Annotated in this window: 15 protein-coding genes; 14 read left to right on the top strand and 1 reads right to left on the bottom strand. The window is 70.7% G+C overall.

From position 1 onward, the window contains the following. Positions 1-173 precede the first annotated feature (173 nt). On the bottom strand, positions 174-1,649 hold the full coding sequence (locus ASG53_RS17665; RefSeq protein WP_056137081.1) for an isochorismate synthase: 1,476 nt from the start codon (positions 1,647-1,649) through the stop codon (positions 174-176). 60 nt (positions 1,650-1,709) lie between these two features. Between ASG53_RS17665 and ASG53_RS17670 the strand changes: the two genes are divergently transcribed. The 14 genes from ASG53_RS17670 to nuoL all read left to right on the top strand — a co-directional run bounded on the left by ASG53_RS17670 (position 1,710) and on the right by nuoL (position 17,537). Further along, on the top strand, positions 1,710-2,405 hold the full coding sequence (locus ASG53_RS17670) for a demethylmenaquinone methyltransferase (RefSeq protein ID WP_056136568.1): 696 nt from the start codon (positions 1,710-1,712) through the stop codon (positions 2,403-2,405). A gap of 398 nt (positions 2,406-2,803) precedes the next feature. After that, positions 2,804-4,099, top strand: a complete 1,296-nt coding sequence (locus tag ASG53_RS17675) for a geranylgeranyl reductase family protein (protein WP_056136570.1) — start codon at positions 2,804-2,806, stop codon at positions 4,097-4,099. Beyond that, entirely contained in the window at positions 4,096-4,458 is a 363-nt protein-coding gene (locus ASG53_RS17680; RefSeq protein WP_056136572.1) for an NADH-quinone oxidoreductase subunit A, read from the top strand. Before ASG53_RS17675 ends, ASG53_RS17680 begins: the two co-directional genes overlap by 4 nt. A 111-nt stretch (positions 4,459-4,569) precedes the next feature. Continuing rightward, on the top strand, positions 4,570-5,121 hold the full coding sequence (locus tag ASG53_RS17685) for a NuoB/complex I 20 kDa subunit family protein (RefSeq protein ID WP_056136574.1): 552 nt from the start codon (positions 4,570-4,572) through the stop codon (positions 5,119-5,121). Next, on the top strand, positions 5,118-5,912 hold the full coding sequence (locus ASG53_RS17690; RefSeq protein WP_056136575.1) for an NADH-quinone oxidoreductase subunit C: 795 nt from the start codon (positions 5,118-5,120) through the stop codon (positions 5,910-5,912). Before ASG53_RS17685 ends, ASG53_RS17690 begins: the two co-directional genes overlap by 4 nt. Beyond that, complete coding sequence (locus ASG53_RS17695; RefSeq protein ID WP_056136578.1) at positions 5,909-7,291, top strand: NADH-quinone oxidoreductase subunit D; 1,383 nt, start codon at positions 5,909-5,911, stop codon at positions 7,289-7,291. The genes ASG53_RS17690 and ASG53_RS17695 overlap by 4 nt, the downstream gene beginning before the upstream one ends. Then, on the top strand, positions 7,288-8,241 hold the full coding sequence (gene nuoE / locus ASG53_RS17700) for an NADH-quinone oxidoreductase subunit NuoE (protein ID WP_056136581.1): 954 nt from the start codon (positions 7,288-7,290) through the stop codon (positions 8,239-8,241). The genes ASG53_RS17695 and nuoE overlap by 4 nt, the downstream gene beginning before the upstream one ends. After that, positions 8,238-9,587, top strand: a complete 1,350-nt coding sequence (gene nuoF / locus ASG53_RS17705) for an NADH-quinone oxidoreductase subunit NuoF (protein WP_056136582.1) — start codon at positions 8,238-8,240, stop codon at positions 9,585-9,587. Before nuoE ends, nuoF begins: the two co-directional genes overlap by 4 nt. Further along, positions 9,587-12,238: an NADH-quinone oxidoreductase subunit G gene (locus tag ASG53_RS17710; RefSeq protein ID WP_056136584.1), complete on the top strand. Its 2,652-nt coding sequence runs from the start codon at positions 9,587-9,589 to the stop codon at positions 12,236-12,238. The genes nuoF and ASG53_RS17710 overlap by 1 nt, the downstream gene beginning before the upstream one ends. Next, positions 12,238-13,626 (top strand): NADH-quinone oxidoreductase subunit NuoH, encoded by a 1,389-nt coding sequence (gene nuoH, locus ASG53_RS17715; protein ID WP_056136586.1) that lies wholly within the window; start codon positions 12,238-12,240, stop codon positions 13,624-13,626. Before ASG53_RS17710 ends, nuoH begins: the two co-directional genes overlap by 1 nt. After that, positions 13,619-14,422 carry an NADH-quinone oxidoreductase subunit NuoI gene (gene nuoI, locus ASG53_RS17720; protein ID WP_082544189.1) on the top strand — a complete coding sequence of 268 codons (804 nt, stop codon included), beginning with the start codon at positions 13,619-13,621 and terminating at the stop codon, positions 14,420-14,422. Before nuoH ends, nuoI begins: the two co-directional genes overlap by 8 nt. After that, the gene (locus ASG53_RS17725) at positions 14,419-15,294 is read left to right on the top strand and encodes an NADH-quinone oxidoreductase subunit J (RefSeq protein WP_056136588.1); all 876 of its coding nucleotides are present in this window, start codon (positions 14,419-14,421) and stop codon (positions 15,292-15,294) included. The genes nuoI and ASG53_RS17725 overlap by 4 nt, the downstream gene beginning before the upstream one ends. A 1-nt stretch (position 15,295) precedes the next feature. Beyond that, entirely contained in the window at positions 15,296-15,595 is a 300-nt protein-coding gene (gene nuoK, locus ASG53_RS17730; RefSeq protein ID WP_012865773.1) for an NADH-quinone oxidoreductase subunit NuoK, read from the top strand. 28 nt (positions 15,596-15,623) lie between these two features. Continuing rightward, complete coding sequence (gene nuoL, locus ASG53_RS17735; RefSeq protein WP_056137085.1) at positions 15,624-17,537, top strand: NADH-quinone oxidoreductase subunit L; 1,914 nt, start codon at positions 15,624-15,626, stop codon at positions 17,535-17,537.

Here is a 17,537-nt window from a genome sequence, read left to right on the forward strand (position 1 = left end):
CGTGGCGCCGCTTCTGCGTGCACGGTCCGGGGCGCAGGTCCGGAGGTCGTGAGGTGCCCGGCACGCACTGAGCTCTTGGCGCACCGGACGCGCTCGGCGCGTTCGACGTGCCTGGTGCTCAGGACGTGCCTGCGCTCAGGGCCTGCCTGGCGAGGCCCGAGCGTGCGGGACGACTAGTCCGAGCCGACGGTCTCCGCGCCGAGGGCCAGCCGCATCGGCTCGAGCTTCGCCTCGGTCTCGGCCAGCTCGGCGACGGGGTCGGAGGCGGCGACCACGCCGCATCCTGCGAAGAGCCGGGCCGAGCGAGGGTCCTCGGGATCGAGCGAGGCAGAGCGCAGCGCGATGCCCCACTCGCCGTCCCCGTCGCCACCAACCCAGCCGACAGGACCCGCGTAGCGCGCGCGGTCCATGCCTTCGAGGGCACGGATGAGGTCGTTTGCGTCGGGCGTCGGCGTACCGCACACGGCGGCGGTCGGGTGCAGCGCGGCGGCCAGGGTCAGGCTCGACGGCGGGGTGACGGTCGGGCTGACTGTGGACGTGGACGTGCTGCCCGGTCCGACCAGACCTGAGGGGCCTGCCAGCCCCGTGGTCCCGGTCGAGCTCGCAGAGCCCGCCTGGGCGGCCAGGCTGCCCGTCCCCCGCGTGCACAGCACGCCGGTGACGTCGCTCGCGAGGTGCAGCACGTTCGGCAGGTGCAGCACGAAGGGCGTCTCGGGGACGTTGAGCGACTGGCAGAACGGGGCGAGCGCCTCGGCGACCGACGCGACGGCGTACTCGTGCTCTTCGAGGTCCTTGGAGGAGTGCGCGAGCTTCGCGGCCCTGGCGAGGTCGGCCTCCTCCCCACCGGTGCGGCGGATGGTGCCGGCGAGCACCCGCGAGGTGACCAGGCCCTTCTCGCTGCGGACCAGCAGCTCGGGGGTCGCGCCGACCATGCCGTCGACGCTGAAGGTCCAGCAGCCCGTGTACGCGGTCGCCAGGCGGGTCAGCAGCCAGCGCGGGTCGATCGGCTGCTCGGTCCGTGCCTGGACGTCGCGCGCCATGACCACCTTGTCGAGGCGGCCGTCGCGGATCTGCTGGACAGCCTGCTCGACGGCGTCGGTCCACGCCTCGTCCGCGACGGCTCCCTGCCTGTACGTCACGGCGCCGGGTGCTGTCACCGGCTCGACGTCCTCGAGCACGTGGGCGAGCGTGGGGACAGGGGCGAGGGTCGGCGCCGAGCCGGCCGAGGTCTGCGAGGTCGTGATGGTCGTGATCCACGCGGTCCGTCCGCGTCGTCCGACGACCACCCGCGGGACGACGAGCACGCTGCGCTGCTCCGACCCCTCGTCGAAGGCGAAGGACCCGAAGGCCACGGGGCCCGTGCCGGGCAGGTCGACGTCGTCGCGCACGACGGCGCGCGAGCGCAACGCCGCCCAGGCGGCCTCGGCGTCCGCGAACCGGGTGGGGCCGCGCGTCTCGACGCGGGCCACCTCGCCCCAGGCGACCAGGCCGTCGCCGCGGCGGACCCAGGCCAGGGGGGCGGTGCGGGGGAGCAGCCTGAGCAGCGCTGCGGGGTGCTCGTCGAGGACGGTGCCGAGCAGCGTGGTGCGGACCACGAGCTGGGGTGACGACGGTTCAGGGGCAACGTCCGCGGACGACAGGGGATTCATCGCCTCCAAGCGTACGACCGCGAGGTGCCGCGTGCGTGCCTCGGGTGAGAGCATGGCCTCATGTCACGTGCGAGCCTGGACAAGAAGCCCACCGAGGTCGCGTCGATGTTCGACGGGATCGCCCAGCACTACGACCTGGTCAACGACCTGGTCTCGGCCGGGCAGACGAGGTCGTGGCGTCGCGCCACCCTCCAGGCCGTCGACGCCCAGCCCGGGGAGACGGTCCTCGACCTCGCCGCGGGGACCGGCACGTCGAGCGAGCCCTTCGCCGCGGCCGGCGCGCGCGTGGTCCCGTGCGACTTCTCCTTCGGCATGCTCAGCGTCGGCAAGTCCCGCAGGCCCGACCTCCCCTTCACAGCCGGCGACGCGACCCGTCTGCCCTTCGCCGACGCGTCTTTCGACGCCGTGACCATCTCCTTCGGGCTGCGCAACGTGGTGGACACCGTGGGCGGGCTCCGCGAGATGCTGCGCGTGGTGCGCCCGGGCGGGCGCCTGGTGGTGTGCGAGTTCTCCCAGCCGACGTGGAAGCCGTTCCGCACCGTCTACTCCGAGTACCTCATGCGCGCCCTGCCGAAGGTCGCCGGGGCCGTGACCAAGGACTCCGGCTCCTACGAGTACCTCGCCGAGTCGATCCGCGCCTGGCCCGACCAGGAGGGCCTCGGCCGTCTCCTGCTCGACGCCGGGTGGGGCTCTGTCGGCTACCGCAACCTCACCGGTGGGATCGTCGCGCTGCACAGGGCGACACGCCCGGCCTGAGTCGTCTCCTGGGTCGTCCCCCTGGGCGCCGGTCGGCTCTTCGGCCGAGCCGGTGCCCGGGTGCGCACCCGGCGCAGCGGCCCGGCTCTGCGTCGCCGTGCAGGGCGGCGCCGCCGGACCCTGTGGGGTCCTCCGGCGCGCTCTGGCCGTGCGCTCCCGCAGGTCGCTGACCTGCGCCCAGGCAAGGGTCGCCTAAGCAGACAATGTGAGGGAACCGTGGATAGAGTGGCCTCGTCGCTTGTGAAGAAGTTCACAAGCGGTCGTCGCGAGACGGCCAGGATCAGCAGCACGACCCGCAGGACCAGCACGGCAGGTACGGGGCTCGACGGTGACCTCTGTCACGGCGGGACCCCCGGCCCAGACCTCACAGGCAGCTCGCGTCGGACAGGTGGCACGGCATGAGACTCACGGGCAACGATGACGCAGACGTCATCGTCGTCGGCGCGGGCCCGGCCGGGTCTGCCGCTGCGCACTACTGCGCCGCCGCTGGCCTCGACGTCATCCTCATGGAGAAGTCAGGCTTCCCCCGCGACAAGATCTGCGGCGACGGACTGACCCCGCGAGCGGTGAGCGAGCTCGTCCGGATGGGTGTGCCCACCCGCGAGGAAGACGGCTGGATCCGCAACATCGGCCTGCGCGCCGTCGCGGGCGGACGGTCCTTCGAGTTCCCCTGGCCCGAGCTCCGTTCGTACCCGTCGTACGGCCTCGCACGCTCGCGGATGAACCTCGACCAGACCCTCGCCGAGCACGCCCGGGCGACCGGCGCCAAGCTCATGGAGCGCACCAACGTCACCGGACCCGTCGTCGACGAGCGCACCGGGCGCGTGGTCGGCGTGACCGCGAGGCCCGTCGACTCCGACGGACGGCGCGCCGGCGACGAGACGACCTACCGCGCACCTGTCGTCATCGCCGCCGACGGTGTCTCGGCCCGCATGGCGACGTCGCTCGGCATCGAGAAGGCCATGAACCGGCCGATGGGTGTCGCGGTCCGCACCTACTTCACCAGCCCCCGCCACGACGACCCGTGGATGGAGTCCCAGCTCGAGCTGTGGGACGGCGCCCCGGGGAAGTCCAACCTGCTGCCCGGGTACGGCTGGATCTTCGCCCTCGGCGACGGCACGGTCAACGTCGGTCTCGGGTCGGTCTCCTCGACGGCCGCCGCCACGAAGATCGACTACAAGAAGCTCTTCGCGCAGTGGATGGAGAACACCCCCGAAGAGTGGGGCTTCACCCCCGAGAACCAGATCGGCCCGGTCCGCGGGGCCGCCCTGCCGATGGCCTTCAACCGCAAGCCGCTCTACACCCGCGGACTCATGCTCGTCGGGGACTCGGGCGGCATGGTCAGCCCCTTCAACGGTGAGGGCATCGCCTACGCCATGCAGGCCGGCCGCGTCGCCGCCGACGTGATCGCCCAGGCCGCCGCACGGACCACGGACGACTCGCGCGAGCGGGCCCTGTCGACCTACGCCGACACCATGAGCCGTGACCTCGGCGGCTACTACACGCTCGGGCGGATCTTCGTCCGGGTGATCGAGCACCCGCGCATCATGCGCCTGTGCACCACCTACGGGCTGCCCAGGCCGCTCGTCATGAAGATCGTCGTCAAGCTCCTGTCCGACTGCTACGAGCCTCACGGCGGCGACATCGTCGACCGCGTGATCGCCGGGCTCGCGAGGGTGGTGCCGAACGCATGAACAACCCCTACGTCCCGCTGCTGGTCCTCATGGGGATCGCGATGGTCCTCGCTCTCGGCGGCGTCGCCGCGAGCGCTGTCATCGGTCCCAAGCGCTACAACCGCGCCAAGCTCGACGCCTACGAGTGCGGGATCGAGCCGACACCGCACGCGACGGGCGGGGGCCGCTTCCCGGTGAAGTACTACCTCGTGGCGATGACCTTCATCATCTTCGACATCGAGGTCGTGTTCCTCTACCCGTGGGCCGTCGACTTCTCGACGCTCGCGATGTTCGGGCTCGTCGCGATGCTCTCCTTCCTCGCCCTCATCACCGTGCCCTTCGTCTATGAGTGGCGCCGCGGCGGATTCGAGTGGGACTGATGACTGCGCACCTGCGCACCTGCACCTCCCGAGGAGGACCGTCGCGCGTCTCGACCGCGCTGCGAGCCTGTCCGACCTCGGCCACGCCACGCGACGAGAGGTACTGACGACATGGGGATCGAAGAAGCTCCCTCAGGATTCCTCCTGACCACCGTCGAAGACCTTGCGGGGTACTTCCGCAAGGGTTCGCTGTGGCCGGTGACCTTCGGGCTCGCGTGCTGCGCGATCGAGATGATGGCGGCGGGCGCGAGCCGCTTCGACCTCTCGCGCTTCGGCATGGAGGTGTTCCGCGCGTCGCCGCGCCAGGCGGACCTCATGATCGTCGCGGGACGCGTGAGCCAGAAGATGGCTCCGGTGGTCCGTCAGGTCTACGACCAGATGCCCGAGCCCAAGTGGGTGCTGTCGATGGGTGTGTGCGCGTCGAGCGGCGGCATGTTCAACAACTACGCGATCGTCCAGGGTGTCGACCACATCGTTCCCGTGGACATCTACCTGCCCGGGTGCCCGCCCCGCCCCGAGATGCTCATCAACTCGATCCTCGCGCTGCACCAGCAGATCCAGGACCAGCCGCTCGGCGTCAACCGCCGGGAGGCAGCCCGCGCCGCCGAGGCCGCCGCGCTCGAGGCGACCCCGACCTCCGCGATGAAGGGGCTGCTGCGATGACGGAGAAAGACCCCGGCACGACGGGAGGGTCGGCGGCCGAGCCGCGGACCGACGTGACAGCCGGCGGCGACGTGCTCGCGGCCCCGGCGGCTCCCGAGGGGCGTGAAGAGCTCGAGGTGGTCGAGGTCCGCACAGGCATGTTCGGCGCTCACGGCTCGGGGGACACCTCAGGCTTCGGCGGTCTCGTCCGCCCGGTCACCCGGCCGCTCGCGACGCCGAGGCCCTACGGCGGCTGGTACGACGAGGTGGTCGACGTCCTCGCCGAGGTGCTGGCCGAGGGTGGGACAGCCTTCGACGCTGCTGTGGAGGGTGTGGTGGTCGACCCGCCCGCCGGTTCGGGTGCGCGGACCGAGCTGACCATCCACGTGCGGCCGGAGCACATCGTCGCGGTGTGCCAGGCGCTGCGCGACGACCAGGACCTCCGCTTCGAGCTGAGCCTGGGTGTCTCGGGCGTGCACTATCCCGGTGACGTCGGGCGTGAGCTCCACGCGGTGTACCACCTGACGTCGATCACCCACGGCCGGTCCTTGCGCCTCGAGGTCACCGTCCCCGACTCCCACCCGCACATCCCGACGACCACGACGGTCTACCCGACGAACGACTGGCACGAGCGCGAGACCTGGGACTTCTTCGGGATCGTCTTCGACGGTCATCCGGCTCTGGCCCGGATCGCGATGCCTGACGACTGGCCCGGCCACCCGCAGCGCAAGGACTATCCGCTCGGTGGCATCCCCGTGGAGTACAAGGGTGCGACGGTGCCCCCGCCGGACCAGAGGAGGTCCTACTCGTGAGCACGCAGAGCAGCGCCAGGTCGACCGGACCGGCGCCGGGGGCCGCCCGGCCGCACGCCGCACGCCCGCCTGTCGAGGACACGTCGGTCCCGTCCTTCGAGTCCTCGGGCGGGGACTGGGACGAGATCGCGGCCGAGATCGCCGAGCTGGGCGAAGAGCGCATCGTCGTCAACATGGGTCCCCAGCACCCCTCGACCCACGGGGTCCTGCGCCTCATGCTCGAGATCGACGGCGAGACCGTGACCGAGGCGCGCTGCGGGGTCGGCTACCTGCACACGGGCATCGAGAAGAACATGGAGTTCCGCACCTGGACCCAGGGTGTCGCCTTCTGCACGCGGATGGACTACCTGGCGCCGTTCTTCCAGGAGGCCGCGTACTGCCTCGGGATCGAGCGGCTGCTGGGCATCGAGGACGACGTCCCCGAGCGCGCGCAGGTGATCCGGGTGCTGCTCATGGAGCTCAACAGGGTCGCGAGCCACCTGGTGTGCCTGGGGACCGGCGGCAACGAGATGGGCGCGACGACGGTCATGACCATCTCCTTCACGGCCCGCGAGGAGATCTTGCGGATCTTCGAGTCAGTCACGGGTCTGCGCATGAACCACGCGTTCATCCGCCCCGGAGGTGTCGCGCAGGACGTGCCGGCGGGACTGTCCGAAGACTTCTGGCACATGGACACCGAGGTCCGCAAGTACCTCGCGCAGCTGAGCGACCTCATGCTCGCCAACCCGATCTTCAAGTCCAGGCTCGTCGGCACAGGGCACCTCAACCTCGCGGGCTGCATGGCCCTCGGGGTGACAGGTCCGGTGCTCCGCTCGGCGGGTCTGCCCTACGACGTCCGCAAGTCCGCGCCGTACTGCGGCTACGAGACCTACGACTTCGACGTCCCGACCTCGACCGACGCCGACTGCTACTCCCGCGTCGTGCTGCGCATCGAAGAGTGCTATCAGTCGCTCAAGATCGCTGCGCAGTGCATCGAGCGGCTCGAGCGCTCCGTGGGTGAACCCGTGATGGTCGCCGACAAGAAGATCGCGTGGCCTGCGCAGCTGGCCGTCGGAACCGACGGTGCGGGCAACTCCTTCGAGCACATCAGGGAGATCATGGGGCAGTCGATGGAGGCTCTCATCCACCACTTCAAGCTCGTGACCGAGGGCTTCAGGGTCCCAGCCGGGCAGGTGTTCCAGACCGTCGAGCACCCCCGCGGCGAGCTCGGCGTCCACCTGGTCTCGGACGGCGGCACCCGTCCCTACAGGGCGCACTTCCGCGACCCGTCCTTCAACAACCTGCAGGCCGTCGCCCTGATGTGCGAGGGCGGCCAGGTCGCCGACGTCGTCGTCGCGGTCGCCTCGCTCGACCCAGTCCTGGGAGGTGTGGACCGATGAGCCTCGAGACCCAGCCCGCCGGGCAGCGACCTGTCGGCCCCACGGGGACCGGCTACGACGAGGTCACCCTCGCCCGGCTGACCGCCGACGCCCACCAGATCGTCGCCCGGTATCCGCAGGCCCGCTCCGCGCTCCTGCCGATGCTGCACCTCGTCCAGTCCGAGGACGGCTACGTCTCCCGCTCGGGCATCACGTTCTGCGCGGGGATCCTCGACCTCACCCCGGCCGAGGTCTCGGCTGTCGCGACGTTCTACACGCAGTACAAGCGCCGCCCGAACGGTGAGTACACGGTCGGGGTCTGCACCAACACGCTCTGCGCGATCATGGGCGGCGACGAGATCTTCGACGAGCTGTCCGAGCACCTGGGGATCGGCCATGACGAGACGACCGACGACGGTGCGGTGACCCTCGAGCGGATCGAGTGCAACGCGGCCTGCGACTACGCCCCGGTGATGATGGTCAACTGGGAGTTCTTCGACCAGCAGACCCCGGCGAGCGCCCGCGGCGTCGTCGACGACCTGCGTCTGGGCAAGGACGTCGCGCCGACGCGCGGTGCGTCGTCGGTGTGCTCCTTCAAGCAGATGTCCCGCGTGCTCGCAGGGTTCACGGACGGCCGCGCCGACGAGGGTGTCGGGGCCGGTGAGCCCACCACCCGGGGGACCCGGCTGGCGCGCGAGCACGGGTGGACGGCAGGTGCCGACGGCCCGGGTGGGACCGGTGCCGAAGACCAGACCCCCGACGAGGACGCTCCGGCCCAGGGCAGCGGGGTCGCCGACGCGACACCGTCGACGGGTGCCGAGCAGTCGAGCGCCGAGCGCACCGAGGAGACCCCGGCCGACACCTCGCCGGCCACCACCACGTCGACCGACGAGCCGACCCCGGCCGCCGACGAGAAGACCGATCCTGCGGCCGCCGACACCACGTCGACGACCACCGAGGGGGAGCGATGAGCACCGAGCTCGCACCGGTCCTCTCCGCGCACTGGGACGCCGAGCGCTCCTGGACGCTGGAGACCTATCTCGCGAACGGCGGGTACGAGGGGCTGCGCGCCGCCCTCGCCCAGCCTGCAGCCGACGTCGTCCAGACCGTCAAGGACTCAGGTCTGCGCGGCCGAGGCGGTGCAGGGTTCCCGACGGGCATGAAGTGGGGCTTCCTGCCCGCGCCCGACGGTGGCCCGCGGTACCTCGTGGTCAACGCCGACGAGTCCGAGCCGGGGACCTGCAAAGACATCCCGCTCATGCTCGCCACACCGCAGACCCTCGTCGAGGGGGTGGCCATCACCTCCTACGCGATCGGCTGCCACCACGCCTTCATCTACGTCCGCGGGGAGGTCCTGCACGTCTACCGCAGGCTGCTCAAGGCCGTCGAGGAGGCCTACGCCGCGGGGTTCCTCGGCAAGGACGTGCTCGGCTCGGGATTCGACCTCGACGTCACCGTGCACGCCGGCGCGGGTGCGTACATCTGTGGCGAGGAGACCGCGCTGCTCGACTCCCTCGAAGGGCTGCGCGGCCAGCCGAGGCTCAAGCCGCCGTTCCCGGCGGTCGCGGGTCTCTACGCCCGGCCGACAGTCGTCAACAACGTCGAGTCTGTCGCCTCCGTGCCGCAGATCGTCGCCCGCGGGGCCTCCTGGTTCACGTCCATGGGGACCGAGCGGTCGGCTGGCCACGGGCTGTTCTCGCTCTCGGGCCACGTCACGCGTCCAGGCCAGTACGAGGCACCGCTCGGCATCACCCTCCGTGAGCTGCTCGACATGGCCGGGGGCGTCCGGGAGGGGCACGAGCTGAAGTTCTGGACGCCCGGCGGGTCGTCGACGCCGATCTTCACGGCCGAGCACCTCGACGTCCCGCTCGACTACGAGTCTGTCGCCGCAGCAGGTTCCATGCTCGGCACCCGGGCGCTGCAGATCTTCGACGAGACCACCTCGGTGGTCCGTGCCGTGACCCGGTGGACCGAGTTCTACGCCCACGAGTCCTGCGGCAAGTGCACCCCGTGCCGTGAGGGCACGTACTGGCTCAAGCAGGTGCTCCGGCGCCTCGAGGCCGGGCAGGGCACCCAGGGCGACATCGACACGCTCCTCGACACCTGCGACAACATCCTCGGTCGTGCGTTCTGCGCCCTCGGCGACGGTGCCACCTCGTGCATCACCTCAGCCGTCCAGTACTTCCGGGAGGAGTTCGAGGCCGGGATGCACACCCCCGCGAGCGAGCTGTTCCCACCCGCGCGCTCCGCCCTGTTCGACTATCCGCCGAGGACGCGGGCCGCTGCGCTCGCAGGAGCCGGCGCAGGAGGCCACTGATGACCGTCACCGACAACAAAGGCGCTGTCGACAAGGGCGCACAGGCCGAGCCGCCGGCACGGCCCGACCACATCAGCTTCACCCTCGACGGCGTCGAGGTCTCCGTGCCCAAGGGCACCCTCGTCATCCGCGCAGCCGAGCAGGTCGGGGTGCAGATCCCGAGGTTCTGCGACCACCCGCTGCTCGAGCCCGCCGGCGCGTGCCGCCAGTGCCTCGTCGACGTCGCGATGCCCGACCGCGAGGGCAACGTCCGTCCGATGCCCAAGCCGCAGGCCTCCTGCACCCTCGAGGCGACGCCGGGCATGGTCGTCAAGACCCAGCACACCTCGGCTGTCGCCGACAAGGCGCAGAAGGGTGTCATGGAGCTGCTGCTCATCAACCACCCGCTCGACTGCCCCGTCTGCGACAAGGGCGGCGAGTGCCCCCTGCAGAACCAGGCCATGAGCAACGGTCGGCCGAGCAGCCGCTTCGTCGACGTCAAGCGGACCTTCCCCAAGCCGATCTCGATCTCGACCGAGATCCTCCTCGACCGTGAGCGCTGCGTGCTGTGCCAGCGCTGCACGAGGTTCTCCAAGCAGATCGCCGGAGACGCCTTCATCGACCTGCAGAAGCGTGGCGCGCAGCAGCAGATCGGCCGCTTCGACACCGACGTGCTCGGCTTCGCGGACCCCGAGGGCCCGGGCGACAGGCCCACGGGCGGCGCCGAGCCCGACGAGTCCGGGCAGCCCTTCGCGTCGTACTTCTCCGGCAACACCGTGCAGATCTGCCCGGTCGGTGCCCTGACCGGGGCCGCCTACAGGTTCCGGTCCCGTCCCTTCGACCTGGTCTCGACGCCGTCGGTCGCCGAGCACGACTCCTCGGGATCGGCGATCCGCGTCGACCACCGCCGCGGCACCGTGATGCGCCGGCTGGCGGGGGAGGACCCTGCGGTCAACGAGGAGTGGATCACCGACAAGGACCGTTTTGCCTTCACGTGGCAGACCGCGCCGGACCGCATCACCACACCGATGATCCGCGAGCGCGGGGCCGACGGCTTCCGCGGCGAGCTGCGCCCGGCCAGCTGGATGGAGGCCTTCGACGCGGCCGCCGCCGGTCTGCGGGCCGCGTGCACGGCGGACAGGCGCTCGGCCGGCGGTGTCGGTGTGCTGCCCGGCGGTCGGCTGACGATCGAAGACGCCTACGCCTACGCGAAGTTCGCCCGGGTGGTGCTCGGCACCAACGACGTCGACCACCGTGCCCGGGTGCACTCCGACGAAGAGCTCGCCTTCCTCGGGCACGCCGTCGCCGGTTCTGGTCTGGGTGTCACCTTCGACGCCCTCGAGTCGGCCTCGGCCGTGCTGCTCGTCGGGCTCGAGCCCGAGGAAGAAGCCGGGGTCGTGTTCCTCAGGCTGCGCAAGGCCGCCAAGACCCGTGGTCTGCGGGCCTTCAGCATCGCGCCCTTCGCCTCGCGCGGTCTGCTGCGGATCGGCGACCGGGGCGGCGAGCTGCTCCCCGCTGCGCCGGGGACCGAGCCCGAGGTGCTCGACGCCGTCGGGACCGATGACGACCTCGCCCACGTGCACGACGCGCTCGCGGACGGCGGCCGGGGCGTGATCCTCGTCGGGGAGCGTCTCGCAGGCGTCCCCGGGGGCCTCTCCGCCGTGCTGCGGCTCGCCGAGCGCACAGGCGCACGGGTCGCCTGGGTCCCGCGGCGTGCTGGTGAGCGCGGCGGTGTCGAGACCGGCACCCTGCCCACCCTGCTGCCGGGCGGTCGACCGGTCTCCGACGCTGCGGCGCGGGTCGACCTCGCGGCCGCGTGGTCGGTCGACACCCTCCCGCAGACCCCGGGCCTCGACACGGCCGGGATCGTCTCGGCCCTCGCCGAGGGGCGGCTGCGTGGTGTGGTCGTCGGCGGTCTCGAGCTCGCCGACCTGCCCGACCCTGTCGCGGCGCGCGGTGCCCTCGAGGTGGCGGACTTCGTCGTCTCGCTCGAGGTGCGGGCGAGCGACGTGACCGAGCACGCGGACGTGGTCTTCCCCGTCGCCCCGCCAGCCGAGAAGGCCGGCGCGTACTGGAGCTGGGAGGGGCGCATCCGGCCCTTCCCCGCGGCCCTCGACTCCTCTGCGCTGTCCGACCACAGGGTGCTCGACGCCGTCGCTGACGTCATGGGAGTCTCGCTCGGTCTGGGGTCGCTCGACGCCGTACGCGCCGAGATCGAGCAGCTCGCCGGCTGGGACGGTGCGCGGGTCGAGGCTCCGGCCGAGCCCGTGACCGAGCCTGCGGGGCTCCAGCCGGGTCAGGCCGTGCTCGCCGGGTGGCGGATGCTCCTCGACTGCGGGCGGGCCCAGGACGGCGAGCTCTTCCTGGCCGGGACGGCCAAGCGGCCTGTCGCCCGGATGTCGGCCGCGACCGCGGCGGCGCTCGTGACCGGTGCAGGCAAGGGTGCGGCGCCTGTCGGCGGTGACCTGCCCTCGTCGGTCGAGGTGTCCACGTCGACAGGCGCGATCACGCTCCCGCTCGTCGTGACGGACATGCCGGACCACGTCGTCTGGGTGCCGCTCAACTCCCCGGGGTCGCAGGTGCACAGCACCCTCGGCGTCTCGCCCGGCGCAGTCGTCCAGGTGCGCGCCGCCGGCGCCGTACCGACCTCCGTCGAAGGGCACGGTGCGTGATGGTCGACTTCTCGAACGACACCTTCTGGACCTACCTCGTCAAGGCCGTCCTCATCCTCGTGTTCTTGCTGACGAGCGTGCTCATCGCGATCTGGTTCGAGCGCAAGGTGGTCGCCCGCATGCAGGTGCGGCCCGGGCCCAACGTGCACGGGCCCTTCGGGCTCCTGCAGTCCCTCGCCGACGCGATGAAGCTGCTCCTCAAAGAAGACATCACCGTCAAGGCGGCCGACAAGATCGTCTACCTCGTCGCGCCGATGATCTCGGTCTTCTGCGCGCTGCTGACCTTCGCGGTCATCCCGCTCGGACCGCAGGTGACCATCCCCTTCACGAACATCTCGACACCCGCGCAGCTGACCGACTTCCCCGTCGCTGTCCTGTACATCCTCGCCTGCGCGTCGGTCGGCGTGTACGGGATCGTGCTCGGCGGCTGGTCCTCGGGCTCCACGTACCCGCTGCTCGGCTCGGTCCGCTCGACGGCGCAGGTCATCAGCTACGAGCTCGCGATGGGACTGTCCCTCGTGAGCGTGTTCATCATGGTCGGCTCGATGTCGACGGGTGACATCGTCGACTACCAGACCGAGTACTGGCTGATCCTGCCGCTGTTCCCGGCCTTCCTCATCTACGTGATCTCGATGGTCGGCGAGACCAACCGTCTGCCCTTCGACCTCCCCGAGGCCGAGGGTGAGCTCGTCTCCGGGTACATGACCGAGTACTCCTCGATGAAGTTCGCGTGGTTCTTCCTCGCCGAGTACATCAACATGATCAACGTCTCCGCAGTCGCCACGACGCTGTTCCTCGGCGGGTGGCGCGCCCCCTTCCCGATCTCCGCGATCAACGACGGCATGTTCAACGAGGGCTGGTGGCCCATCCTCTGGTTCCTCGTGAAGATGTGGGGCTTCATGTTCCTCTTCGTGTGGATCCGCGGGACGGTCCTGCGCCTGCGCTACGACCAGTTCATGCGCTTCGGCTGGAAGGTGCTCATCCCGGCCGCCCTCGCCTGGATCGTCTGCGTCTCGGTGGTCCGCGGCGTCCGCGAGTTCAGCGGCGTCGACCTCCAGACCGTCGGGGTCGTGGTCTTCGCGGTCGCCCTGCTGGCGATGCTGGTGCTGAGGTTCTGGCCCGAGAAGCAGCCTGCGTCGGCGCAGGAGTCTGCGGGAGCTGGCGGGGCTGCGGGCACCGGAGGTGCTGCGGACGGCGAGCCCTTCGACGCCTTCGCGGGCGGATATCCCGTCCCCCCGCTGCCCGGTCAGTCGCTCCCGCCCTCACCGCGTGCAGCGCGGCGCCAGCGAGCCACGGCGGCGATCTCCGCAGGTCCAGGTGGCCCAGGCGTCTCAGCAGCAGCGTCCGACAGCTCCACGGCCCACGCGAAGGAGACCGACGATGAGTGACCACGGCACGCACGGCACGCACGGCACGCACAGCAGTGACGGGGACCGCGAGACGACCGGCGGACCTGCAACAGGCTCGACCGACGGCGCAGCCGGGTACCAGCAGCTGCGCCCGGCCGCGTCGGGGGTCCGCGAGCTCATCGCGCCCGTCGCGGGATTCGGCGTGACCTTCTCCTCGATGTTCCGGCCCACAGTCACGGAGCAGTACCCCTTCGAGAAGGTGCCCACCAAGCCCCGCTACCACGGCCGGCACCAGCTCAACCGCTATGCCGACGGCCTCGAGAAGTGCATCGGTTGCGAGCTCTGCGCCTGGGCCTGCCCCGCGGACGCCATCTACGTCGAGGGCGCGAGCAACGCCGACCTCCCCGACGGCGGCCACAGGTCACCAGGTGAGCGGTACGGGAGCGTCTACCAGATCAACTATCTGCGCTGCATCTTCTGCGGCCTGTGCATCGAGGCCTGCCCGACCCGCGCGCTCACCATGACCAACGAGTACGAGCTGACGGGCCCGACACGTGCCGGGCTGATCTTCGAGAAGGAGGACCTCTTGGCCCCGCTGCGCGACGGCATGCTCGCCGCACCGCACCCGATGGTCCCCGGGACCGAGGACACCCAGTACTACCGCGGCGAGGTCACCGGGCCGACGCCCGAGCAGGTCGCGTGGGTCGCCGAGCACAGGCCCGACGACCCGACGCTCGAGACGGCGCGCGCCGCCGCCGGGCGGGGTGCCTCGGGGCCTGCAGCAGAACCGGCACCCGCGACAGCACCCGCACCGACCGGGACGGGCCGCTCGTGACGAGCGGGGCGGAGGCCGTCCTCTTCTGGTGCCTCGCGCCGCTCATGGTGATCGCCGCGCTCGGGCTGCTCTTCGCCCGCAAGGCCGTGCACGCCACGCTCTGCGTCGTCTTCGTCATGGTCTGCCTGGCCGTCATGTACGTCGCCCTCGAGGCGCCGTTCCTCGGCATCGTGCAGATCGTCGTCTACACGGGCGCCGTGATGATGCTCTTCCTCTTCGTCATCATGCTCGTCGGTGTCGACGCCTCGGACTCCCTCGTCGAGACCATCCGTGGTCAGCGGCTCGTGGGCTGGTTGCTCGGCATCGGGCTCGGCGCCGTGCTCGTGGGTGTGATCCTGCGGGTGTCCTTCCCCGCGGGCATCGGTCTCGAGGCCGCGAACGCCGACACCAACCCCGTCGCGATCGCCCGGGTGCTCTTCGGCGACTTCGTGTTCAACCTCGAGGTCGTCGGCGTCCTGCTCATCACGGCTGCCCTCGCCGCCCTCACACTCACCCACAAGCAGCGGCTCACCCCGCGCGTGGGTCAGAAGGAGCGCGCCGACGCACGGGTCGCGAGCGGAGAGTCGCTCGTCCCGCTGCCCGCCCCGGGCGTCTACGCCCAGCGCAACGCGATGGACGTCCCGGCCCTCGACCCGCAGGGCCGACCCATCGAGGCCTCGGTCTCGCGGGTGCTGCGGGTGCGCGGGCAGGAGCGGCAGGCGCCGCTCGACGCGCAGATCGCGCACCTGTCCGGCCAGGGACCACGGGGTGTCGGCTCGGGCCCGTCGCACGACGTGGACCGCACGGACGGGCCCGGCGAGCCGACGGCCGACCCTGTCGCCCCGGGTGCGGGCGACACCACCCCGCCGCGGACGACCGAGGAGGAGAGCTGACATGGACATGTCCAACTACCTCGTGCTCTCGGCCCTGCTGTTCTCGATCGGCGCCGCGACGGTCCTCCTGCGCCGCAACGCGATCATCGTGTTCATGGGCATCGAGCTCATGCTCAACGCCTCCAACCTCGCCTTCGTCACCTTCGCGCGCATGCACGGAGACCTCAGCGGCCAGGTCATCGCCTTCTTCGTGATGGTCGTCGCCGCCGCCGAGGTGGTCGTCGGGCTCGCCATCATCGTGTCCATCTTTAGAACCCGCAGGTCTGCGTCGGTCGACGACGTCAACCTGCTGAAGAACTGACGGGGAGCGGACACCTGTGGACACCTCTGTGATCGACTCTGCCTGGTTGCTGGTCGTCGTGCCGCTCGTCGGTGCCGGGATCCTGCTGCTCGCGGGCCGCCGCGCCGACGCGTGGGGCCACTGGCTCGGTGTGCTCGCCTCGGCGGCGACCTTCGTGCTCGGCGCCGTGTACCTGGTCACCCTGCTCGGCTGGGACGCGGCCGACCGCGTCGTCGACGTGCACGTCGGGCGCTGGTTCGACGCCGGCTCGCTCGTGGTCGACGTCGGCCTGCGGGTCGACCCGCTGTCGCTGACCTTCGTGCTGCTCGTGAGCTTCGTGGGCACCCTCATCCACCTGTACTCGGTCGCGTACATGGAGCACGACGCGGACAGGCGCAGGTTCTTCGCGTACCTCAACCTCTTCGTCGCGGCGATGCTGCTGCTCGTGCTCGCCGACTCCTACCTGCTGCTCTTCGTCGGCTGGGAGGGTGTGGGGCTCGCGTCCTACCTGCTCATCGGGTTCTGGAACCACGTCCCTGCCAACGCGACAGCCGCGAAGAAGGCCTTCATCGTCAACCGCGTCGCCGACGTCGGCATGATCGTCGCGCTCATGCTGATGTTCAGCTCCTTCGGTGCCGTCGACTTCGCCTCGGTCTTCGCCGGGGCCGAGACCACCGACACGGGCCGCCTCACCGCGATCGCCCTCATGCTGCTCGTCGCGGCCTGCGGCAAGAGCGCCCAGTTCCCCCTGCAGTCCTGGCTCGGGGACGCGATGGCCGGCCCGACGCCCGTCTCCGCGCTCATCCACGCCGCCACCATGGTCACCGCGGGTGTCTACCTCGTCGTCAGGTCCGGCCCGGTCTTCACGCTGGCCCCGGACGCCCTGCTCGTCACCGCCGTCGTCGGCGCCGTCACCCTGGTGTTCGGTGCTGTCGTCGGCTGTGCCAAGGACGACATCAAGAAGACCCTCGCCGCCTCGACCATGTCGCAGATCGGCTACATGATGCTCGCCGCGGGCCTCGGCCCGATCGGTTACGCCTTCGCGATCTTCCACCTGCTGACCCACGGGTTCTTCAAGGCCGGTATGTTCCTCGGCGCCGGTTCCGTGATGCACGGCATGTCCGACGACGTGAGCATGCGCAGGTTCGGAGGGCTCTCCGCGGTCATGAAGGTCACCTGGGTGACCTTCGGGCTCGGCTGGCTCGCGATCCTCGGCATCCCGCCCTTCTCAGGGTTCTGGAGCAAGGACAAGATCATCGAGAGCGCCTTCGCGGCTGACGGCGGCCACGGCTGGCAGCCGTGGGTCTTCGGCCTCGTCGCCCTCGTCGGCGCAGGGATCACGGCCTTCTACATGTCCAGGCTGTTCTTCATGACCTTCCACGGCCAGCACCGCTGGGTCGAGAGCGACGACGGCTCGGGGCTGCCGGTACGGCACCCGCACGAGTCGCCCGCCCTCATGACCGTGCCGATGGTGGTCCTCGCCGTCGGGTCCGCAGCCCTCGGTGGTCTGCTCATGGTCGGGGGAGCGTTCGCCTCCTGGCTCGAGCCCGTGACCGGCCACGTCGAGCACCACGAGCCTGTGCTGCCCGTCCCGGTGATCATGGTCCTCACGCTGCTGCTCGTGCTCGGCGGGGCCTTCCTCGCCTGGCGCCAGTACGGTGCCTCGACGGTCCCCGTCGAGCCGCCCGCGGGCAGCGTCCTGACCCGTGCCGCGCGCGCCGACCTGTACCAGGACGTCGTCAACGAGAACCTCGTCATGCGACCCGGGCAGTACCTCACGCGGTCCCTCGTCTACGCCGACAAGAAGGTCGTCGACGGCGGGTTCATGGGAGCCGCAGGGGCCCTGGGTCTGCTCGGCGAGGCCGTGAAGAAGGTCCAGAACGGCTACGTCCGGTCCTATGCGGCCATGATGCTCGCAGGGTTCGGTGTCCTCGTCGTCGTCGTCCTGCTCGTGTGGAACTGA

Origin of the sequence: Sanguibacter sp. Leaf3, assembly GCF_001425965.1 — a bacterium.
GTDB lineage: Bacteria > Actinomycetota > Actinomycetes > Actinomycetales > Cellulomonadaceae > Sanguibacter > Sanguibacter inulinus.

Coding starts and splice junctions, on each gene's coding strand:
- ASG53_RS17665 (WP_056137081.1), bottom strand. CDS start 1,649: ATGAATCCCCTGTCGTCCGCGGACGTTGCCCCTGAACCGTCGTCACCC.
- ASG53_RS17670 (WP_056136568.1), top strand. CDS start 1,710: ATGTCACGTGCGAGCCTGGACAAGAAGCCCACCGAGGTCGCGTCGATG.
- ASG53_RS17675 (WP_056136570.1), top strand. CDS start 2,804: ATGAGACTCACGGGCAACGATGACGCAGACGTCATCGTCGTCGGCGCG.
- ASG53_RS17680 (WP_056136572.1), top strand. CDS start 4,096: ATGAACAACCCCTACGTCCCGCTGCTGGTCCTCATGGGGATCGCGATG.
- ASG53_RS17685 (WP_056136574.1), top strand. CDS start 4,570: ATGGGGATCGAAGAAGCTCCCTCAGGATTCCTCCTGACCACCGTCGAA.
- ASG53_RS17690 (WP_056136575.1), top strand. CDS start 5,118: ATGACGGAGAAAGACCCCGGCACGACGGGAGGGTCGGCGGCCGAGCCG.
- nuoE (WP_056136581.1), top strand. CDS start 7,288: ATGAGCCTCGAGACCCAGCCCGCCGGGCAGCGACCTGTCGGCCCCACG.
- nuoF (WP_056136582.1), top strand. CDS start 8,238: ATGAGCACCGAGCTCGCACCGGTCCTCTCCGCGCACTGGGACGCCGAG.
- ASG53_RS17710 (WP_056136584.1), top strand. CDS start 9,587: ATGACCGTCACCGACAACAAAGGCGCTGTCGACAAGGGCGCACAGGCC.
- nuoH (WP_056136586.1), top strand. CDS start 12,238: ATGGTCGACTTCTCGAACGACACCTTCTGGACCTACCTCGTCAAGGCC.
- nuoI (WP_082544189.1), top strand. CDS start 13,619: ATGAGTGACCACGGCACGCACGGCACGCACGGCACGCACAGCAGTGAC.
- nuoK (WP_012865773.1), top strand. CDS start 15,296: ATGGACATGTCCAACTACCTCGTGCTCTCGGCCCTGCTGTTCTCGATC.